Origin of the sequence: Streptosporangium saharense (assembly GCF_014203715.1) — a bacterium.
In the GTDB taxonomy this organism is placed as follows: Bacteria; Actinomycetota; Actinomycetes; order Streptosporangiales; family Streptosporangiaceae; genus Streptosporangium; species Streptosporangium saharense.
In genome coordinates, this window is the sequence record NZ_JACHJP010000007.1 from 340,136 (window position 1) to 361,344 (window position 21,209).

General features: G+C 66.7%; 15 protein-coding genes. 10 read left to right on the forward strand and 5 right to left on the reverse strand.

Annotation, left to right across the window (positions count from 1 at the left end):
* Nucleotides 1–52 precede the first annotated feature (52 nt).
* The 5 genes from FHS44_RS29045 (at nt 53) to FHS44_RS29065 (ending at nt 6,401) form a co-directional block, all read left to right on the forward strand.
* On the forward strand, nt 53–718 hold the full coding sequence (locus tag FHS44_RS29045) for a B3/B4 domain-containing protein (RefSeq protein WP_184720352.1): 666 nt from the start codon (nt 53–55) through the stop codon (nt 716–718).
* A gap of 170 nt (nt 719–888) precedes the next feature.
* Nucleotides 889–4,557, forward strand: coding sequence for a multifunctional oxoglutarate decarboxylase/oxoglutarate dehydrogenase thiamine pyrophosphate-binding subunit/dihydrolipoyllysine-residue succinyltransferase subunit (locus tag FHS44_RS29050; protein WP_184720353.1), 3,669 nt, complete (start codon nt 889–891; stop codon nt 4,555–4,557).
* A gap of 89 nt (nt 4,558–4,646) precedes the next feature.
* Nucleotides 4,647–4,826 carry a DUF6104 family protein gene (locus FHS44_RS29055; RefSeq protein WP_184720356.1) on the forward strand — a complete coding sequence of 60 codons (180 nt, stop codon included), beginning with the start codon at nt 4,647–4,649 and terminating at the stop codon, nt 4,824–4,826.
* A gap of 70 nt (nt 4,827–4,896) precedes the next feature.
* The gene (locus FHS44_RS29060; protein WP_184720358.1) at nt 4,897–5,694 is read left to right on the forward strand and encodes a DUF4097 family beta strand repeat-containing protein; all 798 of its coding nucleotides are present in this window, start codon (nt 4,897–4,899) and stop codon (nt 5,692–5,694) included.
* Complete coding sequence (locus tag FHS44_RS29065) at nt 5,691–6,401, forward strand: PadR family transcriptional regulator (RefSeq protein WP_184720360.1); 711 nt, start codon at nt 5,691–5,693, stop codon at nt 6,399–6,401. The genes FHS44_RS29060 and FHS44_RS29065 overlap by 4 nt, the downstream gene beginning before the upstream one ends.
* A gap of 6 nt (nt 6,402–6,407) precedes the next feature.
* On the opposite strand, the gene FHS44_RS29070 is transcribed toward FHS44_RS29065, so the two are convergent.
* The 3 genes from FHS44_RS29070 to FHS44_RS29080 form a co-directional block, all read right to left on the reverse strand.
* A complete protein-coding gene (locus tag FHS44_RS29070; RefSeq protein WP_184720362.1) occupies nt 6,408–7,364 on the reverse strand; it encodes a zinc-binding dehydrogenase in 957 nt (318 codons plus the stop codon).
* A gap of 9 nt (nt 7,365–7,373) precedes the next feature.
* Nucleotides 7,374–8,267, reverse strand: a complete 894-nt coding sequence (locus tag FHS44_RS29075) for a hypothetical protein (protein WP_184720364.1) — start codon at nt 8,265–8,267, stop codon at nt 7,374–7,376.
* Between the two features lie 355 nt (nt 8,268–8,622).
* On the reverse strand, nt 8,623–9,189 hold the full coding sequence (locus FHS44_RS29080; RefSeq protein ID WP_221461414.1) for an SSI family serine proteinase inhibitor: 567 nt from the start codon (nt 9,187–9,189) through the stop codon (nt 8,623–8,625).
* 318 nt (nt 9,190–9,507) lie between these two features.
* Between FHS44_RS29080 and FHS44_RS29085 the strand changes: the two genes are divergently transcribed.
* The 5 genes from FHS44_RS29085 (at nt 9,508) to FHS44_RS29105 (ending at nt 17,985) form a co-directional block, all read left to right on the forward strand.
* The gene (locus FHS44_RS29085) at nt 9,508–11,088 is read left to right on the forward strand and encodes a trypsin-like serine peptidase (RefSeq protein ID WP_184720368.1); all 1,581 of its coding nucleotides are present in this window, start codon (nt 9,508–9,510) and stop codon (nt 11,086–11,088) included.
* Between the two features lie 228 nt (nt 11,089–11,316).
* The gene (locus FHS44_RS29090; RefSeq protein WP_184720370.1) at nt 11,317–12,483 is read left to right on the forward strand and encodes a trypsin-like serine peptidase; all 1,167 of its coding nucleotides are present in this window, start codon (nt 11,317–11,319) and stop codon (nt 12,481–12,483) included.
* Nucleotides 12,484–12,618: 135 nt separating this feature from the next.
* On the forward strand, nt 12,619–13,788 hold the full coding sequence (locus FHS44_RS29095) for a trypsin-like serine peptidase (RefSeq protein ID WP_184720372.1): 1,170 nt from the start codon (nt 12,619–12,621) through the stop codon (nt 13,786–13,788).
* A 448-nt stretch (nt 13,789–14,236) separates the two neighbouring features.
* Nucleotides 14,237–15,856 carry a trypsin-like serine peptidase gene (locus FHS44_RS29100; protein ID WP_184720374.1) on the forward strand — a complete coding sequence of 540 codons (1,620 nt, stop codon included), beginning with the start codon at nt 14,237–14,239 and terminating at the stop codon, nt 15,854–15,856.
* Between the two features lie 509 nt (nt 15,857–16,365).
* Nucleotides 16,366–17,985, forward strand: a complete 1,620-nt coding sequence (locus tag FHS44_RS29105) for a trypsin-like serine peptidase (RefSeq protein WP_184720376.1) — start codon at nt 16,366–16,368, stop codon at nt 17,983–17,985.
* Nucleotides 17,986–18,147: 162 nt separating this feature from the next.
* Here the strand turns inward: FHS44_RS29105 and FHS44_RS29110 are convergent, their stop codons facing one another.
* Both FHS44_RS29110 and FHS44_RS29115 read right to left on the reverse strand, forming a co-directional pair.
* Nucleotides 18,148–19,509 (reverse strand): NsdA family TPR-like regulatory protein, encoded by a 1,362-nt coding sequence (locus FHS44_RS29110; RefSeq protein ID WP_184720378.1) that lies wholly within the window; start codon nt 19,507–19,509, stop codon nt 18,148–18,150.
* 298 nt (nt 19,510–19,807) lie between these two features.
* The gene (locus FHS44_RS29115) at nt 19,808–20,998 is read right to left on the reverse strand and encodes an NAD(P)-dependent malic enzyme (RefSeq protein WP_184720380.1); all 1,191 of its coding nucleotides are present in this window, start codon (nt 20,996–20,998) and stop codon (nt 19,808–19,810) included.
* Between the last annotated feature and the right edge of the window lie 211 nt (nt 20,999–21,209).

Sequence of the window (21,209 nt, forward strand, 5' to 3'; positions counted from 1 at the left end):
GTGACAGTCATGCCCGGCGGGCGCACGGAGGCGACAACCTAGACTGAGACCCGTGATTGAGGACATCCAGGTCGACCCCGCCGTCAGCGCGCTGCGGCCGGACTTCGCCGTCCTGGCCATGACGGTGTACGGCCTGCGCAACGGCCCGACCGACGACAGGTCGAGGGCCTGGCTGGCGACGGCGGCCAAGGAGGCCGTGTCCGCCGAGGACCCGAGGATCAAGTCCTGGCGCGAGGCCTACCGTGCGTTCGGCGCCAAACCCCAGCGGACGAGGCCGTCCGTCGACGCGCTGGTCAGGCGCATGCCGCTGCCGGAGATCAACCTCGTGGTCGACGCCTACAACACGGTGAGCGTCAGGCACGGGCTCCCCATCGGAGGAGAGGACCTCGGCCGCTACGCCGGGGCCGCCAGGCTGGTCAGGGCCGTGGGCGACGAGCCGTTCGAGGTCGTCGAGAAGGGCGAGACCGTGATCGACACCCCCGAGATCGGCGAGGTCGTCTGGCGCGACGACCTGGGCGTCACCTGCAGGCGGTGGAACTGGCGGCAGTGCGTACGGACCCGGATCACCGAGGAGACGACCGACGCGCTGTTCCTGCTGGAACGCCTGGCCCCGATGTCCCTCGACGAACTGCGCGCGGCGGGCGAGGAACTGACCGCCCTGCTTGAGACGGTGACGCCGGGCGTCACGGTCGAGTCCAGGCTCGTCGAGCATGAGTGACCAGACCCGTACCACCCAGATGGACCCCCCGGGGGTGACCGTTTTGAGCTGTCCTGAGAGGATCAGCCGGGGAGCTGCGGTCAGACTGGCGCAGGTCCGGGTCCGGGCGAGTAGCCTTGGACAGGTTCTCTATCATCAACGCCGATCTGCGGAAGAGGGCGATTTCCGCCGTGTCGTCTGAGTCGTCGCGGACAAACCCGCTGGCAGCCTTTGGTCAAAACGAATGGCTGGTCGACGAGCTGTATCAGAAGTACCTCCAGGATCCCGAGTCCGTGGACCGTGCCTGGTGGAACTTCTTCGCTGATTACAGCCCTGACTCCGGGGCCGGCAGAGCCGTGCCCTCCGGGGCGGCTCCCGCCGCTCCCGCTCCCCCGACCTCCGCTGCGGCCCCGGTGACTCCCGCGGCCACTCCGGCAACCCCCACGCCGAAGCCCACCTCAGCACCGGCAGACCGACCCAAGCAGGAGACCCCGTTGCCCGCCGGTACCGAGGAAGTCAGACTCCGTGGCGCGGCCGCCCGTACGGCCGCCAACATGGAGGCAAGCCTCGTGGTGCCGACGGCGACCAGCGTGCGCGCCGTACCGGCGAAGCTGCTGATCGACAACCGCATCGTGATCAACAACCACCTGTCGCGGGGCCGTGGCGGCAAGGTGTCGTTCACGCACCTCATCGGGTACGCGGTCATCAAGGCCCTCAAGGTCCTGCCGGAGATGAACCACTCCTACACGGAGGTGGACGGCAAGCCAGTGCTCGTCAAGCCCGAGCACGTCAACCTGGGCCTGGCCATCGACGTCGCCAAGAGCGACGGCACCCGCCAGCTCCTGGTGCCCTCCATCAAGGCCTCAGAGGGCATGGACTTCCGCCAGTTCTGGGTCGCCTACGAGGACATCGTGCGCAAGGCGCGGTCCGGCAAGCTGGGCGTCGAGGACTTCGCGGGCACCACGATCTCGCTGACCAACCCGGGCACCATCGGCACGGTCCACTCGGTGCCGCGCCTGATGCCCGGCCAGGGCACGATCATCGGTGTCGGCGCGATGGAGTACCCCGCCGAGTACCAGGGCGCCTCTCCCGAGACGCTCTCCCGCCTCGCGGTGAGCAAGGTCATGACGCTCACCAGCACCTACGACCACCGGATCATCCAGGGCGCCCAGTCGGGCGACTTCCTGCGCCAGATCCACCGGTTGCTCCTGGGCGAGGACGGCTTCTACGACGAGATCTTCGAGGCTCTGCGGATTCCGTACGAGCCGATCCGCTGGGTCCAGGACATCTCGGCCACCCACGACGACGACGTGGCCAAGTCGGCCCGGGTCATCGAGCTGATCCACGCCTTCCGGGTCCGCGGTCACCTGATGGCCGACACCGACCCGCTTGAGTACAAGCAGCGTAAGCACCCCGACCTCGACATCAAGTCGCACGGGCTGACCCTGTGGGACCTGGAGCGCGAGTTCGCCACCGGTGGCTTCGGCGGCCGTCCCCTGATGAAGCTGCGCGAGATCCTCGGCGTGCTGCGTGACTCCTACTGCCGCACCATCGGCGTGGAGTACATGCACATGCAGAACCCCGAGGAGCGCGCCTGGATCCAGGCGCGGGTCGAGCGGCCGCACGCCAAGCTCGACCGCACCGAGCAGCTGCGCATCCTGGAGCGGCTCAACACCGCCGAGGCGTTCGAGACGTTCCTGCAGACGAAGTTCGTCGGCCAGAAGCGCTTCTCCCTCGAAGGTGGCGAGTCCCTGATCCCGCTGCTCGACTCGGTGCTTTCGGCCGCGGCCGAGGAGGACCTCGACGAGGCCGTCATCGGCATGGCCCACCGCGGTCGGCTGAACGTGCTGGCCAACATCGTCGGCAAGTCCTACGGCCAGATCTTCGGCGAGTTCGAGGGCAACATCGACCCGCGCAGCGCCCACGGCTCCGGCGACGTGAAGTACCACCTGGGCGCCAGCGGCGACTTCGTCTCGCCCGACGGCTCCAAGCTCAAGGCCTCCGTCGTGGCCAACCCCTCCCACCTGGAGACGGTCGACCCGGTCCTTGAGGGTGTGGTCCGCGCCAAGCAGGACCTGCTCGAACGCGGCGAGGAGGGCTTCAGCGTCCTGCCCGTGCTCGTCCACGGCGACGCGGCCTTCGCGGGCCAGGGCGTCGTCGCGGAGACGCTGAACCTGTCGCAGCTACGCGGCTACCGCACCGGCGGCACCGTGCACATCGTGGTCAACAACCAGGTCGGCTTCACCACGAGCCCGGCCAGCTCGCGTTCCAGCGTGTACGCGACCGACGTGGCCCGGATGATCCAGGCGCCGATCTTCCACGTCAACGGTGACGACCCCGAGGCCGTGGTCCGGGTCGGCAACCTGGCCTTCGAGTACCGCAAGGCGTTCCGCAAGGACGTCGTGATCGACCTGATCTGCTACCGCCGTCGCGGCCACAACGAGACCGACAACCCGGGCTTCACCCAGCCGCTGATGTACGACCTGATCGACGCCAAGCGCTCGACCCGCAAGCTCTACACCGAGGCGCTGATCGGCCGGGGCGACATCACGGTCGAGGAGGCCGAGAGCGCGCTGCGCGACTACCAGGCCAAGCTGGAGAACGCCTTCGCCGAGACCCGCGAGGCGGTCAAGCAGCCGACCGGTGAGTTCGCCCGTCCCGACACCATGGAGACCATCCCGTGGTCCCACGAGGACACCCCGACGGGCATCTCCGAGGAGACGGTCAAGCGGATCATCGACACGCAGCTCAACCTGCCGGAGGGCTTCACCGTCCACCCGCGGCTGCTGCCGGTGCTCCAGCGCCGTGGCCAGATGGTCGCCGAGGACCGCGTCGACTGGAGCACGGGTGAGACCCTGGCCTTCGGTTCGCTGCTGATCGACGGCCACCCGGTCCGGCTCGTCGGCCAGGACTCCCGGCGCGGCACCTTCACCCAGCGCCACGCCGTGCTGGTCGACCGCATCACCGGTGCCGAGCACACCCCGCTCAAGACGTTCAACGAGGGCACCACGAAGTTCTACGTCTACGACTCGCTGCTCAGCGAGTACGCCGCGCTCGGCTTCGAGTACGGCTACAGCGTGGAGCGCCCCGAGGCCCTGGTGACCTGGGAGGCCCAGTTCGGTGACTTCGTCAACGGCGCCCAGTCCGTCATCGACGAGTACATCACCGCGGGCGAGCAGAAGTGGGGCCAGCGTTCCAGCGTCACCCTGCTGCTGCCGCACGGCTACGAGGGTCAGGGTCCCGACCACTCCTCGGCCCGCATCGAGCGCTTCCTGCTGATGTGCGCCCAGGACAACATGACCGTGGCCCAGCCGACGCTGCCGGCCAACTACTTCCACCTGCTGCGCTGGCAGACGATGTCGAACCGGCGCCGTCCGCTGGTGGTGTTCACGCCCAAGTCGCTGCTGCGGCACAAGGCCGCGGTCTCGGCGGTCAGCGAGTTCACCTCGGGGTCGTTCAGGCCCGTGCTCGGCGACACCACGGTCAACCCGGCGCAGGTCCGCAAGGTCGTCCTGTGCTCCGGCAAGATCTACTACGACCTGGCCGCGGCCAGGGAGAAGCAGGGCAGGTACGACGTGGCGATCGTCCGTCTGGAGCGGCTCTACCCGTTCCCGGCGAACCCGCTCCAGGCCGAGCTGGCCCGCTACGGCGACAACGTCGAGGTGGCCTGGGCGCAGGACGAGCCCGCCAACATGGGCCCGTGGCCGTTCCTGACCATGAAGATGGTCGAGCACCCCGACGCGTTCGGCGGTCGCAGGCTCAGGCGGATCTCCCGCAAGGCGAACTCCTCCCCGGCGACCGGCTCGCACTCCACGCACGAGACGGAGCTGCAGCAGATCCTGAACGAGGTCTTCGACTAGGGCCGAAGCACATGGAGGAAGTCCCCCGCAGGAGAATCCTGTGGGGGACTTCCCCTTTGGGTCCCGTTGTGAGCTGAGAGAGGACGACGATGTACTTCACCGATCGGGGCATCGAGGAGCTCGTCACGCGCCGTGGCGAGGAGGAGGTCAGTCTGACCTGGCTCGCCGAGCGGCTGCGCGAGTTCGTCGACCTGAACCCCGAGTTCGAGATCCCGGTGGAACGGCTGGCGACCTGGCTGGCCCGCCTGGACGACGACGAAGACGAGTAGACAAACGCGATATATCTTGACCACTGCCTACAACGCGACATATCGTGTCTCCATAAGGAGGTCACGAATCATGCGGCAGTGGACGATCGAAAAACCCGAGCAGCTCACCTTCGAGACCGTGCGCAAGCTCAACGTGCGGATTGTGGCGGGCAGGCTGGCGGTGCTGGCCAGCGAGGGACCACCCACCCTTGAGGTCACCGACATCGGCACCCCGCCGTTGATCGTCACGCACGACGACGACGGCACGCTCAGCGTCGCCTACAAGGACCTGACCTGGGAGGGTCTGCTCGGCTGGCTGCAACCCGGGCGCAGGGAGACCACGCTGACGCTGACCGTGCCGAAGGACTGCCCGGTCAGCGCGGGAGTGGTCTCCGCCTCAGCGGTCGTCGCCGGTTTCGAGAACCGCACCTCGGTCAAGAGCGTCAACGGCGAGATCGTGCTCGACGGGGTCAGCGGCGAGATCATCGCCGACACCGTCTCCGGGACCGTGGAGAGCCGCGGCCTGGTCGGCGACCTTTCCTTCAAGAGCGTCTCCGGTGAGCTGACCGTGGCCCAGGGCACGCCCCGCCGCCTGACCGCGACCACCGTCTCCGGCCGGATCACCGCGGACCTGGACCTTCCGCCGACCGGTCACGTGACGCTGAACAGCGTCTCCGGCGAGATCGTGCTCAGGCTTCCGCCCACGGTCGAGACCGACGTCACCATCCGTTCGACCTCGGGCAGGATCGACACCGCCTTCTCCGAGCTGCGCCACGGCAGCCAGCCGGGAGCGAAGTCGTTGCGTGGCCGGATCGGCGGGGGCATGGCCTCGCTGACGGCGACGACCCTCTCCGCGGACGTCACCCTGCTGAAGGGAGCACTGGCATGAGCCCGGTCTTCGGCCACGGGCGGCTGCGTCTCTACCTCCTCAAACTGCTCCAGGAGAGCCCGCGCCACGGTTACGAGGTGATCCGGCTGCTCCAGGACCGTTTCCTCGGCGTCTACTCGCCCTCGCCCGGCACGATCTACCCGCGTCTGGCCCGCCTGGAGGAGGAGGGCCTGGTCACCCACGAGGTGGTGAACGGCAAGAAGGTCTTCACCCTCACCGAGCAGGGTGAGCAGGAGCTGAACGCCAGGGGTGACGAACTCGCCGACCTCGAACAGGAGATCTCCGAGTCGGTCCGCGACATCGCCCGCGAGGTCAAGGAGGACGTGCGCGACACCGTCAGGTCACTGCGTGACGAGCTGACCCAGATGGCCCGCGAGGTGCGTCAGGGCGTCAAACAGGACGAGCAGCGGATCAAGCAGGAGCAGCGGGAGACCTGGCGGGAGCACAAGGCCGAGTGGCAGCGGCAGAAACACGAGTGGAAGCGCCAGGCCCACGAGTGGCGACGCGAGTGGAAGCAGCACTGGGCGGAGAGCTTCACCGGTCACGGCCCCTCGGACGCCGACGACCAGCTCGGGCAGATGCTGGCCGAGTTCGTCCAGGAGGTCCGTCAGGACACGGCGGCGGGGAGGGTGACCGAGGAGACACTGGCCACCGCGCAGGACGCGCTCTACGACGCCGCCCGCCGCATCCGCGAAGCCCTGCGCTGACCCTTCTTACGGCGTGAAGACGATCTTTCCGAAGACGTCGCCGTCCCGCATGGCCGCGAACCCCGAGCGGGCCTCGGCCAGCGGGAGCACCCGGTCGATCACCGGGCGGGCACCGGTCTGCTCAAGGAAGCGGGCCAGCCTGCCCAACTGCTCGCGGGTGCCCATGGTGGAACCGACGACCGAAAGCTGCAGGAAGAAGACCCTGTTGAGGTCGGCGGGGGGTACGGCTCCGCTGGTGGCACCCGAGACGACGATCCGGCCACCCGGGCGCAGCGCCTTGAGCGAGTGCGCCCAGGTGGCCTGGCCGACGGTCTCCATCACCGCGTCCACCCGCTCCGGCAGCCGGGCGCCGCTGTCGAAGACCTGGTCGGCGCCCAGTTCCAGGGCGCGGCGCCGCTTGTCCTCCGAGCGGCTGGTGACCCAGACCCGGTAGCCGCCCGCCCTGCCCAGGACGACCAGCGCGGTCGCGACGCCACCGCCCGCCCCCTGGACGAGCACCGTCGAGCCGGGTTCCAGACCCGCCTTCTCGAACAGCATCCGGTAGGCGGTCAGCCACGCGGTCGGCAAGCAGGCGGCCTCCTCGAAGCTGAGCGCGGCGGGCTTGGGCACCAGGTTGCGCCGGGGCACGGCCACCCGCTCGGCGAAGGTGCCGTCGTGGACCTCGGAGAGCAGCGACCTGCGGGGGTCGAGCGTCTCGTCGGGTCCCTCACCGACCACCGCGTGCACGATGACCTCGTTGCCGTCCTCGTCGACACCCGCGGCGTCGCAGCCGAGGACGATCGGCAGCCTCTCCTGGCGGATCCCCACACCTCTGAGGGTCCACAGGTCGTGGTGGTTGAGCGTGGCGGCCCGCACCGTGACGACGGTCCAGCCGTCCTGGGCCTCGGGGTCGGGGCGCTGCCCGAGCGCGAGGCCGGCGAGCGGGTCATCCGGGTCGGTCCGGGTGGCGGTTACGGCGAACATGGCCGCACCCTACCGAACCAGTTTGCCCCTGACCTCGGCGATCACCCGCTCCACGACTCCCCGCTCACCAGAGGCGGCGACGTAGACCCCGTTCCTGCAGACGCTCTTCGAGACGCCCTGACCTGCCTCAATCGGGCCGATCGAGGCGGTGTCACAGTGCGGCATGGGCGCGACCACGACCAGCGGCCCGCCGAATCCGCCGAACCACAGCCGCGGCCCGGCGATCCCGCCCCTGAAGATCTGGCCCGGCTCGGCGAGCCGTACGGGAGAGGAGCCCTCCAGCACGAGGTAGCCGTCCTTCGTCACTTCGCCGTGCAGGTTCTTCGCCCACAACTGCCGCTGTTCGAAGGTCATCCCGTTCTTCTGGTCGCGCAGCGTGACGTACCAGGGGGTGAAGTCGAACAGCATGACCTGCCCCTCCGTGGGGCTCGCCGCCTGCCAGAGGGTGCTGTTGCCGGCCAGCTCGCGGATCATGGGACCGCCCTGGGAGACCTCCTCGTGCCCTCCCGGGGGAACGGTCAGCTCCCGGTACAGGCTGAAGTAGCCGTCGAGCCAGCCGCCGCGTGCGGGCCGTACGCCCAGTTCGGCCAGGCGCAGGTCGGCGGGATAGGTGATCTCCGCCTTGGTGCCGTCGGGGAAGACGACGTCCAGGATCTTCCTGTCGCCCTTGGAGCGTGGCTTGGGATAGAGCACGTTGGTCGGGGTCGCCGCAGCGACCGGTGTGGAGACCGTGCCCGAAACGGTGGCTCGTGGATCGGGGACGGGTGGAAGCCCGGGATCCCTGCTGACCAGCAGACTGACGACCGGGACGACCACGAGCGCGGCCAGCACCGCGATCCCGATCCAGCGTCGGGAACCCGCTGGTCCCCCGGCCTCGATGACGTCGTTCGGATCCCCGACCACGTTCGTACTGCCTTCACGAAATTACGACTTTCGCCCATCTTCGGGGCGTTTGACGCTCGCGCCTAGATCATCCCGATCACAAATCGGAACCGATGTGTCACCGTCTCGCGACACTCATGGGCGGGAGAATCGGGACCGCGGTTTCCACGGATACCGCAGAAGCGGGTGGTGCCGAAGTTTCCCGTGGTACGGCCGGCAGCCCTGGGACGTGCTCCCACCTGCTGATCCACCCGCTCGCGACCATAAAGTGGGCTTTTCTCCGTCAACCACTTGGTAAGGTCGCGCTTTTTCTTTCTCCGGTGGAGGGAATGGTTTTTTCCCCGGTGCGGGCCGGTCCCGCACCGGGGTCAACGCTTCAGCGCGGTGAGCGCTCTCCGAAGGAGAAGACCGCGCCGGTCGCGGCGTACAGCGAGCAGCCGCTGCCGTAGGTCTTCACGAAACGGACGAACCTCCCGTCCCAGGTTCCGGTGGCGGTCACCGTGACCGGGTCGTACCGCATCGTGCAGACCACGCCGGACAGGGGTGCGAGCGACCCCGGATCCCCCTTGGCGGAGACCAGCGCGCCGCACGCCCCGACCGGGTCGAGATGCGTGCCCTTCGGCGGATCGCACGTGAGCAGGACGTGCCGGGTGACCGGCGTCGGACTCTCGCCACGGGCGAAGGTGAGGACGAACGCCCTCGCCCTGCTCGGTGGCCTGACCCCGATCGGCCTGACCGGCCCGGGAACGATCGGCACGACCTCCCCCGGGTACGGCGGGGCCGGTCGGAACGGTCCTCCCGTGGGCGGTTCCGGCCGTGAGGGGCCGCCCGTCGTGCGGTCGGGCTCGCGAGGTGGTGGCGAGGCGGCAGCCGTACCGGACAGGGGGCCTGTCAGGGACAGGGCCAGGAGCCCGGCGGCTGCCAGGCGGGTGAGACGTCGCAAGGATTCCCCCGAATGTCGTGTGACGCCGAGTGCGGCTCAGCCTCCCGCACCCATCCCGCTCCGGCAACGACCGACTCTCGCGTTTTCGCAGCTCATGGCCTCGCACGCCCGTCCGCGCCCGTCTCCGTCAAAGAAGGACAGATCGGACGTGGATCTTGCGAATTCGGTTCCACCCGTTTGGTAACGAAATCATATCGGTCCCATGTGATGTCCGCTTTGTAGTCCTTTAACCGTTCTTTGCCTAGTACGGTCAGCACTTGTCTCTTTACGCATGCGTGGGTTGCGTCCCGAGCGACTCATGACAAAGAAGGAGCTAGATTGAACTTCCGAGCAAAGCACCTGATCCTCCCCCTCGGCGGTGCCGTCGCGGCAACCTCCCTGGTCAGTGCGACCCTCGCGACCTCGGCGCAGGCCGCCCCCGACCGCAAGACGATCACTCTTGCCGCGTCCGGCAACGCGAAGGCCATCGCGGGCTACTGGACCCCCTCCAAGCTGAAGTCGGCGAAGACCTACGTCTCCGAGGGCACCGTCTCCGCCAAGCTCAGGACCGGCGCCTCGCGGGCCTCCGCCGACGGCAAGTCCGGAACCATCGCCCCCACCGGGGAGAGCGGCAAGAGCGCGGGCAGGTCCAAGAACCTGAACCTCCCCATCACCGTCGGCAAGGTCTTCTTCCTCGACGACAAGGGCCAGGAGCGTTGGTGCTCCGGCACCTCGGTGCAGTCGAAGTACCGCAACCTGGTCGCCACGGCCGGGCACTGCGTCTACGACACCGACACGAACAAGCCCTACAGCAACTTCGTGTTCATCCCGGGCTACTACCAGGGCAAGGCTCCCTGGGGCATCTACGTCGGCGCGAAGGTCAACGTCCACTACGACTTCGACGTCTACGAGGACTACGACTACGACTACGCGTTCGTCAACGTCTACAACGGCATCAAGCAGACGGGCGTCAAGGAAGTCACGATCTCGGAGTACGAGGCCGCCAAGGGCTTCAAGTACACCGAGGACAAGGCGATCACCAAGGACGAGTACGAGGCCGGCTACTCCAAGTACGGCGAGAAGGGCCCGTTCTGGAAGAAGACCGCCGACCCCGAGGTCGAGACGGTCGGCAAGCCCGCCGACGCCTCGAAGTACCTTGAGGACTACATCAAGGACGGCCGCAACGGTGTGAAGCTCACCGCGGTCGAGGTTGACTCCTACACCTACAGCAAGGCCCCGACCGGCCTGAACAACGGCGCCAAGTTCGAGCGCCTCAGTGACGAAAAGGGCAAGGTCGGCATCAGCCAGGAGCAGTACAACAAGCTGCTCAAGGAGAAGGCCGACGGCAAGTTCCTCGGCAAGCTGGAGGCGACCAAGGACGTCAACGGCACCGAGATCGCCTGGTACAAGACCCAGTACTTCGTGAAGACCTGGGTGAAGACCACGGTCAAGGAGCTCTACTTCCACACGAAGTTCTACGTGGTGCTCCTGGCGGACGCGGGTCGTCTCGGCGACAACGTCGGCGGTCAGGGCTTCAGCTGGAACCAGAAGACCGGCAAGAAGGTCTTCACGTTCGGCTACCCCGCCTCGGCCCACCTCGACGGCGACAAGCCCTACAGCGGTCACACCATGAAGTGGTGCTACGGCACGACCGGCGCGGCCCCGGTCGTCGCGCAGTTCAAGGCCGAGGAGCAGCAGGCCATCAAGTGCGCCTTCACCCCCGGCGCCAGCGGCGGCCCGTTCCTGCTGCAGTACAAGAGCAGCAAGCGGACCGGCTACCTCAACGGCGTCGTGAGCCTGACGCTCGACAGTGACAAGAACGGCCGTTACGACCGGGTCACCACGCCGTACTTCAACGGTGAGACCTACGGCATCTACAAGTACGCGGCCAACCTCTGGACCGGGAAGTTCCCGACCTGAGGGCGAACCTCGTGAACGGGAAGACCCGCCCTCGGGCGGGTCTTCCCCCACTTGACGGGAGGTTTATGTCCGGAGATGCATACTCTCTTCAGTAGCAGTGCAAAACTTTCCGCCAGCGGTGTCAAAGCAGATCACCCCACCAAGCTGCCCAAAACCAAATTGATCTGGAAAAATCACCCCTTACGACCCGCTTTCGGCCCTTGATCCCCAGAAGGGAATACGCCCGCCATGTCCCCCCGTGCGAGGCGGCTGACGACCACCCTGAGTGCCCTCGTGGCCTCCGGTGCGCTCGTCGTGTCCGCGTTCGCCGGGAGCGCCGACGCCGCGGGCGCCCGGGCTGAGAAGGCCGTGGCCAGCAGCATCACCTCCGTCACGCTGACCAGGACCGGCGCGGACGTGAAGCGGATCGCCGAGTACTGGAGCCCCGCCAAGCTCAAGCAGGCACAGAACAACAACCCCGCGACCCCCGAGGTCAAGCCCAGCGACGGCAGCAAGGCCTCATCCGCCCCGGTCTCCCCGACCCCGTCCGGTACGGCCAGCGGCGGCACGGCGGTCAAGGCCGTCACCTACAGCACCTCCAAGTCTTCCAAGGCGGGTTCCCCGGTCGTCAGCCCCGTCCTGCCGACGAAGAAGCAGCCCTCGGACAGCAACCTCCCCCGCACGGTCGGCAAGGTCTTCTTCAAGATCGGCAACAAGGAGTACTGGTGCTCCGCCTCGGCCGTCGCCTCGAAGAACCACCACCTGGTCGCCACGGCCGGGCACTGCGCCTACGACCCCAAGCAGGGCAAGGCCGCCGACTACTGGATCTTCATCCCGGGCTACAACCAGGGCAAGACGCCCTACGGCATCTACGTCGGCCACTCGCTCAACCTGCACGAGAACTTCACCGCCCAGGGCGACTACGACTACGACTACGCCTTCGTGACGGTGCACGACGGGTTCGTCTGGAAGCCCGGCAAGACGGCGAACACCTACCAGATGGAGCCGGTCGGCAGTCTTGAGGACAACGTCGGCGGCCAGGGCCTGATGGTCAACCGCGGCGTCGGCCTGTCCGTCTTCGCCTTCGGCTATCCGGCCGCGCCCAACATCGACGGCAGCAGGCCGTACGACGGGCAGCGGATGCTGTGGTGTGACGGGCGCACCTACCAGACCAAGGCGCCGACCCGGCTGGTCGAGGTGGGCATCTCGCTGGGCTGCACGTTCACCGGTGGAGCGAGCGGTGGACCCTGGTTGATCTACTACGATCCCAAGCAGGGCGTCGGCTATCTGAACGGCGTCAACAGCTTCGCGTGGGACACCGACACCGACAAGAAGTACGACCGCATCTCCTCGCCGTACTTCATCCAGTCGACCTACGTGGTCTACGAGTACGCCGACCGACAGCGTGCCTTCTGACCTTATCTGAGCCTTATGGCTACCTTAAGAGAACCTTAAGGCGGCCTTATATCAACTTTTGTCCTTACCTGTCTGCATAGGTTTTTGTCGTCCCATGATTCCGATGCCTGCACTCAAGCAGCGCAAGGAGCAGTCTTGAAGCGCATCCTCCTTCCCGTCGCCGGTACCGCCGTCTCCGCAGGTCTGCTGGCCGCCGGTCTGGCCGGTACCGCCCAGGCCGCCCCGGACTGGGCGACCGACCCGCTGGCCGCCAACAACGCCGCGGCGGTCTCCGTCGTCGACTTCTGGACCGCGTCGAACAACGCCGCCCTCAGAAGCGCCACGGCCTACTACCACGACAGCACCCCGCCCTCCTGGAAGTCCGGTGGCGGCTACTCCCCCGACGGCAAGCCCGGCTCCGTGCTTCCCATCGGCGAGGAGAAGGCCGCCCCGGCCGTCGTCAAGAACATCAACCTGCCCAGGACCGTCGGCAAGGTCTTCTGGGTCGACGCCGGCGGGCGTGCGAAGTGGGCCTCGGGCACCTCGGTCCAGTCGAAGTACCGCAACCTGGTCGTCACCGCCGCCCACAACGTCTACGACACCGCGGGCGTGGGTGACCCCAAGGTCCTCGACAGGTGGGTCTTCGTCCCCGGCTACTACCAGGGCAAGGCGCCCTACGGCATCTACGTCGGTAAGACGGCCTGGACGCACTACGACTTCGACGTCTACGAGGACTACGACCGCGACTACGCGTTCGTCACCGTCTACAACGGTGTCCTCGCCAACGGCGAGAAGAAGGTCACCAAGGGTGAGTACGACAGGTTCACCGGGCCCAAGTGGACCAGGGGTGGCAGCTACTTCATCGGCCTGTCCAGGGACGCCGGTCGCCTCGGTGACAACGTCGGCGGTCAGGGCTTCACCTGGAACCAGCGGACCGGCCAGGGCGTGTACGTCTTCGGCTACCCCGCGGCCCCGCACCCCGACGGCGACAAGCCCTACACCGGCGTCACCCCCAAGTGGGTGTACGGCAAGACCACCGGCAAGGTCTACGTCTCGCCCGCCGAGAAGGTCGAGGAGCACGTGGGCCTCAAGGCCGCCCTCACCCCCGGCGCCGACGGTGGCCCCTGGCTCGTCAGGTACAGCAACGCCAAGCGCCTGGGCTACGTCAACGGCGTCACCAGCCTCTTCGGCGACCAGGACAAGAACGGCCGCTACGACCTGATCACCTCGCCGTACTTCGACGGTGAGACCGCCGACATCTACCGCAAGGCCTCCAACGTCTGGTCCGGCAAGATCGTCGGCCCCAACGGGGAGCTCTACCGGTAGAACCTGAGGCTTTTTCTCTCCTCACACAGCGCGAGGCTCGGCATCCGCCGGGCCTCGCGTCCTTTTTGTCCGACTTCCCAGTGAGTGACGATTCCACGACAGGTTGACTACGGGCGCGTTAGACGTAGTTCGAGCCGTTTTGGTGCCATCGAAAACTGTGATCTGCGTCACACAACATCCGGGACTGGAACCGGAGGGCCCTCCGGAAAACGATCTTGATCTTCAATATCAACATTTCGCTGATCTGCCGAAATAGGCACTATGCCTCACTTGAGCCACATGAGCCACACCTTCACCGCGCCTCCTTGGACCGGTCCCGGAGGGGTTGACCGGCGACTTTACTGAACGGAGAGACTTCCGCTTACGAAGATCGCCCCTGTATGTTTCAGTCATCCCTTTACTGACGCTTGGGACGCAAGAGCGTTCCACATCAGACCAAGGAGTTCCCTTGAAGCGCATCCTCCTCCCTGCCGGTGGCGCCGTTCTCGCCACTGGTCTGCTGGCCGCTGGCCTGGCCGGCACCGCCCAGGCCGCCCCGGACTGGGCGACCGACCCGCTGGCGAACAACAACGCCGCTGCGACCTCTGTCGCTCAGTACTGGAGCGCGTCCAACAACGCCGCCCTGAAGAGCGCCACGGCTTACTACCACGACGCCGCTCCGACCTCCTGGAAGTCCGGCGGCGGTTACTCGCCCGACGGCAAGCCCGGCGCTGTCCTCCCCACGGGCGAGGAGAAGGTCGTCGCGACCAAGGTCAAGAACATCAACCTGCCGAAGAACATCGGCAAGGTGTTCTGGACCGACAAGCAGGGCAAGAACCGCTGGGCCTCCGGCGCTTCGATCCAGTCGAAGTACCGCAACCTGGTCGTCACCGCCGCCCACAACGTCTACGACACCGCCGGTGTCGGCGACGCCGAGGTGCTGAAGAACTGGGTGTTCGTCCCGGGTTACTACCAGGGCAAGACCCCCTACGGCATCTACGTCGGTAAGACGGCCTGGACGCACTACGACTTCGACGTCTACGAGGACTACGACCGCGACTACGCGTTCGTCACCGTCTACAACGGTGTCTTCTACGGCGGCGACAAGGTCGTCACTCCCGCTGAGTACGACAAGTTCGTCGGCTCGAAGTACGTGGACATCAAGGAAGTCTCCGCTGACGAGGGCGCTGCCGGCCTCGCCAAGTACGGCCCCGAGGGCCCGTACTACAAGGAGGACACGGTCGCGACCAACGTCGAGACCGTCAACCCCCCGCAGAAGTACTTCACGTGGCAGTCGGTCAAGCCGTACCTGACCAAGGACGGCAAGGACGGCGTCAAGCTGCTGACCGTCGAGGTCACCTCGTACGACTACCAGAAGGCCCCGAACCACACGCCGAAGTTCGACAACGGCGAGAAGGCCTACTCGGACAAGGACTCCATCAGCCAGGAGACCTACAAGCAGCTCCTCGCGGAGAAGGCCGCCGGCAAGTTCCTGGGCGAGCTGACCGCCAAGAAGGACAAGAACGGCACCGAGATCGAGTGGTACAAGACCCAGTACTTCATCGTGAAGTGGGTCAAGTCCACCACCGCCACCACCACCAAGTGGTTCCTGAAGACCCACCACATCGAGATCTCCAAGGACGCCGGTCGCCTCGGTGACAACGTCGGTGGTCAGGGCTTCGCGTGGAACCAGAAGACCGGCCAGGCCGTCTTCGTCTTCGGCTACCCGGAGGGCCCGCACCCCGACGGTGACAAGCCCTACACCGGCATCACCCCCAAGTGGGTCTACGGCAAGACCTCCGGCAAGGTGTACGTCTCCGCCGCGCAGAAGATCGAGGAGCACATCGGCGTCAAGGGTGCTCTCACCCCCGGCGCCGACGGTGGCCCCTGGGTCCTCAAGTACAACAACAACAAGCGTCTCGGCTACGTCAACGGTGTCACCAGCCAGTTCGGTGACCAGGACGGCAACGGCCGCTACGACCTGATCACCTCGGCCTACTTCGACGGCGAGACCGCCGACATCTACAAGAAGGCCGCGAACGTCTGGTCCGGCAGGATCGTTGGCCCGAACGGCGAGCTCTACAAGTAAGCCCTAGGGACCTGACGGTCTCCGAGTCAGGGGGTCCAAACCCCTGACTCACCCAGCTCCACAACGAAGGGGCCCGGTGTGCGCACACCGGGCCCCTTTGTCATGCCCAAAAACTCGTGCCGGAGGAGCCCTTCGCGACCGAGGTTCAGTGGCTCACGACCCTCCGAGCGAGGCTCGTTAGACGTGAATCGCCCGGATTCGGTGCCATCAGATTGATGTGATCTGCATCACATCAAGCAATGTAACCCAAAGTATTGGGACGAATACGCCACTTCAGACACACCAACAACATAGTCAAGTTGATCTGCAAAAACACTGTAGATCGCCAGCAACCACCAGGGAGACGACACGACTCCATAAAGGTAACAGAATGATATCGGGAGGTTTGGGCGCTTCGCGGCTTCGCCAACCGGCTTCCGCTCTTCAAGATCGACACTGTATGTTCCTGGCTATCCCTTTACTGACGCATGGGACGCAAGATGCGTTCCACATCAGACCAAGGAGTTCCCTTGAAGCGCATCCTCCTCCCTGCCGGTGGCGCCGTTCTCGCCACTGGTCTGCTGGCCGCTGGCCTGGCCGGCACCGCCCAGGCCGCCCCGGACCTGGCGACCGACCCGCTGGCGAACAACAACGCTGACGCGGTTTCGGTCGTGAACTACTGGACCGAGTCCAACAATGCCGCTCTGAAGAGCGCCACGGCTTACTACCACGACGCCGCTCCGACCTCCTGGAAGTCCGGCGGCGGTTACTCCCCCGATGGCAAGCCCGGCTCCGTGCTGCCGACGGGCGAGGAGAAGGTCGTCGCGTCCAAGGTCAAGAACATCAACCTGCCGAAGAACATCGGCAAGGTGTTCTGGACCGACAAGCAGGGCAAGAACCGCTGGGCCTCCGGCGCTTCGATCCAGTCGAAGTACCGCAACCTGGTCGTCACCGCCGCCCACAACGTCTACGACACCGCCGGTGTCGGCGACGCCGAGGTGCTGAAGAACTGGGTGTTCGTCCCGGGTTACTACCAGGGCAAGACCCCCTACGGCATCTACGTCGGTAAGACCGCCTGGACGCACTACGACTTCGACGTCTACGAGGACTACGACCGCGACTACGCGTTCGTCACCGTCTACAACGGTGTCTTCTACGGCGGCGACAAGGTCGTCACCCAGGACGAGTACAAGAAGTTCGTCGGCTCGAAGTACGTCGACGTCAAGGAAGTCTCCGCCGAGGAAGGCGCCGCCGGCCTCGCCAAGTACGGCCCCGAGGGCCCGTACTCCAAGGAGGACACGGTCGCGACCACGGTCGAGACCGTCAACCCCCCGCAGAAGCACTTCACGTGGGAGTCGGTCAAGCCCTACCTGACCGAAAAGGGCAAGGACGGCGTCAAGCTGCTGACCGTCGAGGTCAGCTCCTACGATTACCAGAAGGCCCCGAACCTCACCTCGAAGTTCGACAACGGCGAGAAGGCCTACGCGGACAAGGACTCCATCAGCCAGGAGACCTACAAGAAGCTCCTCGCGGAGAAGGCCGCCGGTAAGTTCCTGGGCGAGCTGACCGCCAAGAAGGACAAGAACGGCACCGAGATCGAGTGGTACCAGACCCAGTACTTCATCCTGAAGTGGGTCAACTCCACCACGGTGACCACCACCAAGTGGTACCTGAAGACCTACCACATCGAGATCTCCAAGGACGCCGGTCGCCTCGGTGACAACGTCGGTGGCCAGGGCTTCGCGTGGAACCAGAAGACCGGCCAGGCCGTGTACATCTTCGGTTACCCGGAGGGCCCGCACCCCGACGGTGACAAGCCCTACACCGGCATCACCCCCAAGTGGGTGTACGGCAAGACCTCCGGCAAGGTGTACGTCTCCGCCGCGCAGAAGATCGAGGAGCACATCGGCGTCAAGGGTGCCCTCACCCCCGGCGCCGACGGTGGCCCCTGGGTCCTGAAGTACAACAACGCCAAGCGTCTCGGCTTCGTCAACGGTGTCACCAGCCAGTTCGGTGACCAGGACAAGAACGGCCGCTACGACCTGGTCACCTCGGCCTACTTCGACGGCGAGACCGCCGACATCTACAAGAAGGCCGCCGCGACCTGGTCCGGCAAGATCGTTGGCCCGAACGGCGAGCTCTACAAGTAAGCCGTAAGGATCCGATGATCCACTGAGCCGGAGGGTCCAGGCCCTCCGGCTCACCCTGTTCCACACAGAAGAGACCCGGCGATGCGCACGCCGGGTCTCTTCTGTCATGTCCGCTGTAAAGTCCGTGCGCCCCTGCCCGCCGTACGACGTCAGGAATGCCTGTCAGGGAGCGGAGACGAGTTCTCCTGCACGAACGTCCAGCTCAGCGACCGTTCTGTTCCCGGCGAAGGGGGCCAGCCTGCGGCGCAGGTCCGCCACGTAGGACCGGGTCCTCGCCGACTGCAGCCCCACGGCCAGGTCGAGCGCCTCGGTCGCCGCGACGCAGGCGTGCTCCAGATCCCCGCTCTGCAACAGCCCCGCTGACAGCAATGCCAGGTTGAACATCCGACCTCTGACGTAGCGGCCGTCCATGTCCAACGACCGCTGCGCATGCCGTACGGCTGCCGCCCCGTCGCCTAGGTCGCGGAAGCAGTGGGCGAACTTGGCCGACAGATAGGCCTCGTCGAAGTAGGCGATCCAGTCGGGCCGCTCCCCCGTCTCACGCCTGTCGAAGGCCGTCTCCGCCTCGTGCAGGGCGGCTCCACAGGCCACACGGTCCTCAAGCAGGGCGTGGGCGTGGGCCTCGACGACGTGGGCCTCTGCCAGCAGGGCGTAGATCCCGGCGCGGCGGGCCGAGAGCTGGGCGGCCCTGGCCAGGTCGAGGGCGTGGGCGGGCTGTCCGATGTACAGGGCCTGGTGGCTCATCCCCGCGAGGATCTCTCCCCCGAGGCCGTGGTCGCCTGCTTCCCTGGCCAGCCGCAGCGCCTGTATCAGGTAACGCTGGGCCAGACCGTGCTGCTCCAGGTCGTAGGCCATCCATCCGGCCAGCCTGGTCAGCTCGGCCGCGGCCGAGGCCAGCGCCCTGCCTGTCGTCTCGGCGTAGGAGCCCTCGCCGAGCAGCGGGGCGACTGCGGTGTCGAGGTACTTCACGACCGCCGACCTGACCCTGCCGCCGCCGAACCTGTTGTCGAGTTCGCCGAAGGACCGGGTGACCTCCTTGATCGCGGCGATGTCGGCCATCCCGACCCGCCGGGGGCCGTTGGCCGTGGGGTGTCCCTCGACGGGCAGGGTCAGCCAGCGCAGGGCACCGGTCGAGCCCGCGCCGATCGCGAAGGTGGAGTCGAGCAGGAACCTGCGTCGTTCGACGTCCCCGCGCCACAGTGCTGTCACGGTCGCGATCCCTTCCTGCCACGTGTGGGTGAACTCCTGCCCCAGGTCGGTGGGGGTGGAGACGGCGGGCAGGCCGAGGTCTTCGACGCCGACCGCCCTGCCGAGCCGGAGGGAGAAGATCTCCGCGAGCAGCACGGGGACCGGGCCTCTCGGTCGTTGGCCGCCGATCCAGCGCAGCACGGAACTGTGGTCGTACTTCAGGCCGGACAGGCCACGGGTCACCCCGAGGTCGTTGAGCCTGCGGGCAAGCCCCTTGTGGGTGAAACCCGACTCGGCGATAAGCCGCTGAAGTGCGCGGTTCGGCTCGCGTTCCATCGCTCTCCTCACCGTGAGAACTGTCTGAGCACTGGGGACACGGCCGTCTGTGACGGCCACCGGCAACCCGCCCCGCATGCCTCTCACGCGAGTAGGTAACGGAACGCCATTTTTATAGCACATTCCGTGAACATTCCTCATGGATTCGCAAAGCAAAAGACGCCCCTCGCCGATCGGGCGAGGGGCGTCCCCACGAGGGTGGTCCGCCGGTGGAGCTGGAAGGGGGTGACCTGTGCAGGTCCCGGCCGGCGGACGGGAAGGACTGACCCGGACAGAACGGGTCTGAGACTGGGGGTCGCTACCTGCGGGCGACTCCGTCGAGACGGGCCTGCTCGGCGACGGCGGCGATGACCGCGGGGGCCACCCGCTCGTCGAACGGGCTCGGGACCACGTAGTCGGCGGACAGGTCGTCACCGACGACGGAGGCCAGCGCCTCCGCGGCGGCCACCTTCATGTTCTCGGTGATGGCCGTGGCGCGGACGTCGAACGCCCCGCGGAAGACGCCGGGGAAGGCCAGCACGTTGTTGATCTGGTTGGGGAAGTCGGAGCGGCCGGTCGCCACCACGTGGGCGTGCTTCCTGGCGACCTCCGGGTGGACCTCCGGGGTCGGGTTGGACAGCGCGAAGACGATGGAGTTCTTCGCCATCGAGGCGACGGCCTCCTCGGAGACTGTCGAACCGGACAGGCCGACGAACACGTCCGCCCCGGCCAGCGCCGACTCGGTCGAGCCGCGCAGGCCCGCCCTGTTGGTGTCGCGCGCCAGGGCCTCCTTGACCGGGTTGAGCCCCTCGCGGCCCTCGTGGATGAGGCCCTTGGAGTCGGCGACCGCGATGTCCCCGATGCCGGCGTTGAGGAGGATGCGGCTCACGGCGACGCCGGAGGCGCCCGCGCCCGCGACCACGGCCCGCAGGTCGCCCAGCGAGCGCCCGGTCAGCCGGGCGGCGTTCTTCAGCGCCGCGAGCACGACGATCGCGGTGCCGTGCTGGTCGTCGTGGAAGACGGGGATGTCCAGCAGCTCGCGCAGCCGGTCCTCGATCTCGAAGCACCTGGGGGCGCTGATGTCCTCCAGGTTGACGCCTCCGAAGGAGGGGGCAAGGCGCACGACGGTCTCGACGATCTCGTCGACACCGGTGCAGCTGATGCAGATCGGCACCGCGTCGACCCCGGCGAACTGCTTGAACAGCAGGGCCTTGCCCTCCATGACCGGCATGGCGGCGGCGGGGCCGATGTCCCCGAGGCCGAGCACGGCGGTGCCGTCGGAGACGACGGCGACCACGTTGGAGACCCAGGTGTAGTCGTTGACGAGGTCGGGTTCGTCGGCGATCGCGCTGCAGACCTTCGCGACACCGGGCGTGTAGGCCAGAGCCAGGTCGTCGGCGTCGCGGACGGGAACGGTCGAGCGGACCTCCAGCTTGCCCCCGCGGTGCAGGGCGAAGGCCGGATCGAGATCGAGGGATTCAAGAGAGATGGAAGATGGCGTGACAGCCACAGCGACCCCTGTAGTTCAGTCAGACTCAGACGGATTGGTCCTTCTTAGACGCGCCACCGCGGGCCTGGCCCGGGCTTCGGTAGTCGCTCGGGGCCTGCTCGTGGGGCCGTCTGGAGGGGTACGGGGGTCACCCGTTGCTCGATTCTGCCACAGCGCGCCCTCCCACCAGGGGACAGGGGCCACTTACTTTCGTTACATGGCGGAGGGCCTC